Genomic DNA, 6644 nt, shown 5'->3' with positions numbered 1-6644 from the left:
GAAGCGAATTTTCAATTGGCTGTCTGGAATTCCTCATGCAACAACTCGGATCTCTCAGTACGCCAAGCTCATGGCTCAGCCTACAAGTTAAGCAATGTTTCGCCAGCAGTATCAGTTTTGGTGATCTGGGTTCTGCAACAGCTTGGAAACCTAGCCTTTTCGTAATTCAGGATCAGCGGCTACACCCTTTTTCACCAAAAGCTGAAAAGAGCCCATATTTTTTGCTCATTCACATTATGCTCTTGGGAATGGCACTGATCTGGTTCGGCCTGAGGTCAAGCATGTCCAGGTTAGTCAGTTGCGCCAGACTCTCAGGAATAACACTGATCTGGTTCTGATTGAGGTAAAGCTTCGTCAAGTTGGTCAGTTGCGCCAGACTCTCGAGAAGGGCGGACAGTTGATTACCCCACAGAGAAAGCTTTCTGAGCTTAGTCAAGTGCGTGATGGACGGCACCACCGTCGCCAATTGAGTCTGAGCCAAGTGCAAGCTTTCTAAGGTTGAAAGGCGTGTGACGCAGTCCGCTATTTTGGTCAAGGGGTTCCCTGAAAGGGTCAATTCCGTTATATTGACCAACTGCGACAACTCTTCTGGCAGCACTGTAAGTCCGATGCCAAGCCACTGCTCTTGCTTCTGATCCCACTTCCCTAAGATCAACCGCTTGAGTTGCTTCAATTGACCAATCTCTGGCGGCAATGCCGTCAACTCCCAGCCCGACAAATCCAGCACTTCCCACTGCTCCTCTGCTGCCTGGTCCATCAGTTGGTGTAGGGATTGGCGATCCACGTGGTACCTCTCAGCAATAGATAACTACATCTTGGCTGCAAAGAAGCGCCTTGAGTCGTCCGTAGTCCAACGAAGCCACACCGATGCCTTCGCTCGTTTCAGCCTTCCCACAGCTTTTGAACTGGAACCAACTTTAAACCTGAAAGTGCTTCTGGAATTGGTCACGCTGTTTAACAGCTCGATTCAATCAACGTCAGAAACAGAGCAACTAATAACTTGACTCAAACCCTTGCTGAGGCTCGGTCCGTTGCAGAACCCGCAACTAACCAGATTCCACAAGATACCTAGTAGCAGTGAACAATTACTCTGCTCCTCACGCTTGCGTCACTGCTGCTGTGCATCAAGATGGAGTAAAAGCAGCAAAATCACAGTCTAAAAGCTAAGCCAAGAAGAACTTTCAGGCGATGTGGTACTTAATTGCCAGGAACGGTGTCATACCCCTATATTTAGCAGCCTTATGAGGGTGAAATTTATAATCCGCTCATAGCATCCCCAAGTCTGAAGAACAAACTGAACGATTTATTGCTGACAAACTGATTTATAGCGGCGCCATTAGCATTGCGGTATCGAAGCAGAGAACTTGGGCACTCTCAGTCAGGTGAGTTGATCAGTCCGTTCCATGCCGAAAGCTTACAGCCAAGATTTACGAGAAAAAGCCATTGCTGCGATTGAGCGTGGTGTGCCAAAGAGCAAGGTAATCACGATGTTGAACATCAGCCGCGATAGCTTTGACCGTTGGCTCAAACGCCGCTCAGAGACTGGTAGTGTTGCAGCCGTTCAAGGCTACCAACGTGGACACAGCCATCGCATTGTTGATTGGGAGGGGTTTCGTGCCTTTGTCAAACGGCACGGCGATAAGACCCAAGCGGAACTGGCAGAGTTGTGGTCTGAGGCAGTGAGCGCCCGCACCATCTCACGAGCCTTAGTGAAGATTGGGTTCACGCGCAAAAAAAGACTTACGGCTACCGTGAACGCGATCAAGTGAAACGAGGAGAATTTCTCGAACAGCTTGCAGAGATTGAGTCGGCGCGCCGCGTCTATGTGGATGAAGCCGGGATGGATCAACGCGATGATTACGGTTACGGTTGGTGTGAGGCAGGTCAACGATTTGAAGCAATCAAATCCGGGCGACGCGGTGGGCGCATCAACATGATTGCAGCATACTGTGAGCGACAATTACATGCCCCATTCACCGTCGAAGGCTCGTGTAATCGCACCGTCTTTGAAACTTGGCTCGAAACCTGCCTCGTGCCGCAACTTCAGCCGAACCAAGTCGTGATTCTCGATAACGCCACTTTTCATCACGGGGGACGAGTTGCTGAGATGATTAAAGCGGCAAGCTGCCACCTCCTCTATCTGCCGCCCTATTCTCCAGACTTCAATCGCATTGAACAGTGCTGGGCATGGCTCAAAAGTCGCATTCGCAAGCGTTTAGTCAAAGCTCCCTCGCTGCAGAATGCAATGGAAGCGGTACTCAAAGATGCAGCAGCTTGAACTCAATAGGATCCTTGCCGCTACCTTAAAGACGACCGCTATAGCTTCGGTCGTGAAGCGTCATAACAAAGCAATGGAGCCGACTACCGAAAGGATACTTGTTAAAATGTTCTGATTTACCTGCGGCGGCTCATCTCAACCGTTATGCGTCAATCGCCTCACATTGATGTGGGTGAAAGATGCAAGTCAGAGTGCTTGTTGATGAACTGAGCATAAAATTGACATTTAAGCTGATATGCATTCTCTTGAAGGTTAAGGCAGTAAACTAGAGCGTCTTCAGTCGAAATGAGTCTCTTTAGATGAATCGCCAGTTCTTGAGCATGGGTCAAGCCACCCAAAATGCTTTCTTGTCCAATGTCTGAATTTCTGCTGTCATGGATCATATGGAAATAGTAGAACTCCGATCTAATTTTGTGTGGTAATTGTCCGTTGGATAGGCGTTCAGACATTCGTTGCCAGAGACAGGAATACTCAACTGAGACCAGCACCTCTGCCCAAAAACGAAGAAAGGCAACCAACCCCACCTGGCAATGCTTTTCTCCCAGACAACTGATCAGTCGCTGATAGCTCTCATTTCTAACCTTTTGAGTGGTAGGTGTTTCCGATGTGATTAAGATCATTTCAGAAGTCGCACCGAGATTGAGCAGATCCTGGAAAAGTAACTCTCGATGAGAAGGTAGGGGCATCCCTTTCGTATTGCGTGGAAATTCCTCACTCAGAATCCCTCTAACTGTCCGTTTGATCGGCTCATCAGTCAGAGCATCAATCACAAATTCGTAAAAGTTGACGATCGAAAGTGACAGAAAGCGTCGCTGGATAAGAATCGCAAGCACATCTTGCCAAGCGATCGCATCAATCTGGTTAAACAATGGATGAGATCTAAACTTCGTAATTAAGGAAAGCTCATAATCGTTGAGGGTTTCAATCATAATCTTTAACTCGTGAATAAGATTTTCAGATCATTTCTCCAATTTTGATTTGGATCTGGGTGAAAGCGACGAGCGACTTGCCACATCAACTCAAAGTCCTTTTGTAAGGTTTGCGTGATCAGTTGATTGGCAGAGTTTAGCGTTAACTCTAACTGGAATGTATTAATAGCAAGCGATCCGTGTAGAAAAGGTGCTGCCAACATATAACGACCAGCTCGATAAATTGCGAGAGAAGGAAGCGTATCATAGAGCTTAATCTCAATAAAGTTAGAAGTGTCTGAAACTCTGATGATTTTTTCTAACGTTTCCAGATTGGCAATCACACAATCTTGAATATTAATCTCATCCCCGATGGTGCTATTGGCATACCTTCTCAAAACCTCTTCTCGCAGCTTTGCTGCTTCAGAATAAGGCCAAGCTAGTAATATTCTGACCTGAACACTATTTTGGAGGCATCGAATGAGATGCTCAAAATAGTCATTCAAATTGGGCGCAAAGGTTTGAAGGATATCTACTTGCTTATGTTCTGAATTGTCCGAATCGATCAAATTATCAATGGCTTTTCCAAAGCCATCTCTAGGAAAATTTGGATAAATGTAATTCAAACCGATCTCCGAAAAGAATATATCGTTATGCTGGTATTGAAGATACTGTTCAGTTAAACGTTTATGGAGTTGTGGGAGTTTATGCCCTTTGCCCACAATTTGAAATTTTTTATAGATATTTTTCAGCCTTTGGGTGAAAGCTTCTTCTTCAATTGTCGAATACAACTTAATATACGCTTCTAGCAGTTCACTTTTAGTTGGACATTGAGCTTCTTGAAGACATATCACAACTTCAGCTTCAAGAGCGGTCAATCCGTACTCTAGACGATTGGAAAGTGTTTCCAAAAAAGAATCCCAACTCATAAGCAGTCACTACTTAGCAAGGGAAAAAACGACAACAGCATTCTGTAGCTCCCTTACACCTAATTACACTTCACTACAGTTTCCTAATATTGACGCATCTATAAAGGCAGTCAATGATGATTATACCATTTAGAACCTTCAGTGCCTACACGAGCACGCTTCCACTGGATTACTCATCTCGAATTGCTGTAACCCCTCGCTAGTGAAGAAAAATAACTATGATGGCAACTGATACCGTTCTTATCGATCGTTATCAAATTGAAGAATTATTGAGTCAAAAAGCTGGACGACGAACTTTTTTAGCGAAAGATCTCCAATCTCAAGTGCCAGTCATCATTAAACTGCTGCGATTTGGAGATGGCTTTGAGTGGGACGATCTAAAATTATTCGAGCGCGAAGCCGCCACACTTAAAAATCTCGATCATCCTGAAATCCCTAAATACCTTGACTACTTTGAGGTTAATGAAATCGATACTCCTGGTTTTGCTTTGGTACAATCTTATATCGAAGCACCTTCACTCGCAACTCTTATCACTAGAGGGCACAAATTTTCTGAGGCTGAAATTATCGAACTAGCTGATCGCTTGTTAGATCTCCTGACCTATCTTCACCAGCAACACCCCCCTGTAATTCATCGAGATATTAAGCCTAGTAATATTCTGCTTAGAAATCGCTCTGGCAATAGTATTGGTGATGTCTATCTCGTTGATTTTGGGTCAGTGCAAACGGTTACAAAAAAAGAAGAAGGAACCATTACGATCGTTGGCAGCTATGGCTATATGCCTCTTGAACAATTTGGCGGACAAACGACAACCGCCTCAGATTTATATAGTTTGGGGATGACGTTAATTTATCTACTTACGGGCATGCATCCCGCAGAGTTACCCCAAGTAGATGGACGGGTGAAAATTAATGCCGAAATTAGCAAGCGGTTCGAGCGATGGCTAGAAAAAATGGTCCATTCCCATCTTGACAAACGATTCGATAGTGCCAAAGCGGCGCAAGTTGCGCTGAAATATGAAGATGGCAGCTATGGGAATTTCGATCGATTAAAACCTGCCCATACTCAAATTCGTCTATACCGCGATCGAAATCGATTACAAATCACCTGGCATCAAGCAGATGAAGATTATTCCTCTTTCCTGGTGATTTTGGGAGTGTTATTTTGTTTGTTGATTATGACTTGCATCCCATCACTTTGGCTTGTGTGGTTTTTCTTTTTTCTATCTTCTCTGGCAGGAGCCGTAAGTAAGTTAACTGTTTTTCTCCGAAAAACAAATTATTGGCCCAAAACAAAATATCATCTAATTATTGATAATCGCAACATTTACAAATTGAAAGATCACAAACAGGGGCGCGAGTCTCTCAAATTATCAGTGGATCTGCGAGCGCAAATCGAAATCTTGGCGTACAATCCTGGCTATACATTCAACGAATGTTTAGATACAAAGGGCAACCTTGTTCAAGGTAGTGCTATTACCATCCCACCAAAATTGTATTTATATTGCGGAAATTTTGAGTATTCTTTTCCTGAATTTTCCCAGGCAGAATTATGGTGGTTGGGCCAGGAATTAAGTGACTTTCTCAATCTCGAACTCCAAGTCATTTATCCCACTCCTAAAGTACCTCCCGCACCCTCTTGTGGAGGTGGTTGCTGATGAATGAAGCAGAAGCCGAACTCTACGCTAAACTTCGTGAATTTAAGCTAGATGATCCCATTGCTCCCTATCCCATGTCGGCTAAATTAGCATGGGAATATCATTGGAGTGAAATTTATACCTTGCGAGCGATGTACGAATATAAAAAGTACATTTTCTTAGCCGCGATTGCTGAAGGCATGGTATCGCCATCGAGTGTGATCGATTGCGTCTGGCACTATCATTTACTCTATACCTGTTCCTATTGGGAAGAGTTGTGCGGCAAGATTTTGAAAAAATCGCTCCATCATTATCCTGGCGATAGCGGAACCAGTCAACGATATGATTACACGATCGAACTCTATCAAAGTTATTTTGGATCGCCGCCAGCCGATATTTGGGATTTTCCCCCTTTCCATAGCAACCATCTCGATCGACACCAACGTTATTGGCAAATTCCCAATCCGATTTATTGGGTGAAAAAATATCTCTCTTTATCTCTCTTTCACCATTCAAGCGAAAGAAAAGAAGAGATCAAACGGTGAATTGCAACGCCGCCCTTATATAGCAATGAAGAAATTTTGGTCACCAAGGCTGGAAGGCTTGCTACTGAGAACTTCTAGCAATCACTCGGATTTAGCACTTAACAGTCTGAACTTTCCCATTTTCGACTGTTTCTAAGACAGCCGAGGTTGTAAAAGCTTAATTTTGCATTGTTTTAGTCTTTTTATTGCGACTAGACCGAACACGGTAAATGGGACAGTTGATCCTTCGCGACCTTTTTTCTCGGTTGCTATACAAAGGCGCACATTAAAAAATTCAACGATTTTTCTATCAAAGGGTAGATGCGGCTATCTTAGGGATGTCGCTTCTCTTCCAGCTAATCTTCTGT

At 44.2% G+C, this 6644-nt stretch carries 6 protein-coding genes; 3 read left to right on the top strand and 3 right to left on the bottom strand.

Features of this window, described 5'->3' with window-relative positions; translation table 11 throughout:
- Positions 1-229: 229 nt before the first annotated feature.
- Entirely contained in the window at positions 230-784 is a 555-nt protein-coding gene (locus H6F76_RS01925; protein WP_190505431.1) for a leucine-rich repeat domain-containing protein, read from the bottom strand.
- 619 nt (positions 785-1403) lie between these two features.
- Here H6F76_RS01925 and H6F76_RS01920 point away from each other — a divergent pair.
- Positions 1404-2278, top strand: a protein-coding gene (locus H6F76_RS01920; protein WP_190505429.1) for an IS630 family transposase whose coding sequence is annotated in 2 segments (ribosomal slippage) — positions 1404-1730 and positions 1733-2278 — 873 coding nt in all. Because the reading frame shifts where the segments join, the coding sequence is not laid out codon by codon here.
- A gap of 158 nt (positions 2279-2436) precedes the next feature.
- On the opposite strand, the gene H6F76_RS01915 is transcribed toward H6F76_RS01920, so the two are convergent.
- The gene (locus H6F76_RS01915; protein ID WP_190505427.1) at positions 2437-3207 is read right to left on the bottom strand and encodes a hypothetical protein; all 771 of its coding nucleotides are present in this window, start codon (positions 3205-3207) and stop codon (positions 2437-2439) included.
- Between the two features lie 5 nt (positions 3208-3212).
- Complete coding sequence (locus H6F76_RS01910; RefSeq protein ID WP_190505425.1) at positions 3213-4115, bottom strand: hypothetical protein; 903 nt, start codon at positions 4113-4115, stop codon at positions 3213-3215.
- A gap of 218 nt (positions 4116-4333) precedes the next feature.
- Between H6F76_RS01910 and H6F76_RS01905 the strand changes: the two genes are divergently transcribed.
- Together H6F76_RS01905 and H6F76_RS01900 are read left to right on the top strand one after the other, a co-directional pair.
- Positions 4334-5773, top strand: a complete 1440-nt coding sequence (locus H6F76_RS01905) for a serine/threonine-protein kinase (RefSeq protein WP_190505423.1) — start codon at positions 4334-4336, stop codon at positions 5771-5773.
- A complete protein-coding gene (locus tag H6F76_RS01900) occupies positions 5755-6297 on the top strand; it encodes a hypothetical protein (protein WP_242036473.1) in 543 nt (180 codons plus the stop codon). The genes H6F76_RS01905 and H6F76_RS01900 overlap by 19 nt, the downstream gene beginning before the upstream one ends.
- Positions 6298-6644: the final 347 nt, after the last annotated feature.

The organism is Leptolyngbya sp. FACHB-321 (assembly GCF_014695975.1).
GTDB lineage: Bacteria > Cyanobacteriota > Cyanobacteriia > Leptolyngbyales > Leptolyngbyaceae > Stenomitos.
The sequence above is the reverse complement of the archived record's forward strand: the minus strand, read 5'-3'. Positions and strand labels throughout refer to the sequence as shown.

What these genes read in the sequence shown, in the direction of transcription:
- H6F76_RS01915 (WP_190505427.1), bottom strand. Translation starts at nt 3,207, where the DNA reads ATGATTGAAACCCTCAACGATTATGAGCTTTCCTTAATTACGAAGTTT.
- H6F76_RS01910 (WP_190505425.1), bottom strand. Translation starts at nt 4,115, where the DNA reads ATGAGTTGGGATTCTTTTTTGGAAACACTTTCCAATCGTCTAGAGTAC.
- H6F76_RS01905 (WP_190505423.1), top strand. Translation starts at nt 4,334, where the DNA reads ATGATGGCAACTGATACCGTTCTTATCGATCGTTATCAAATTGAAGAA.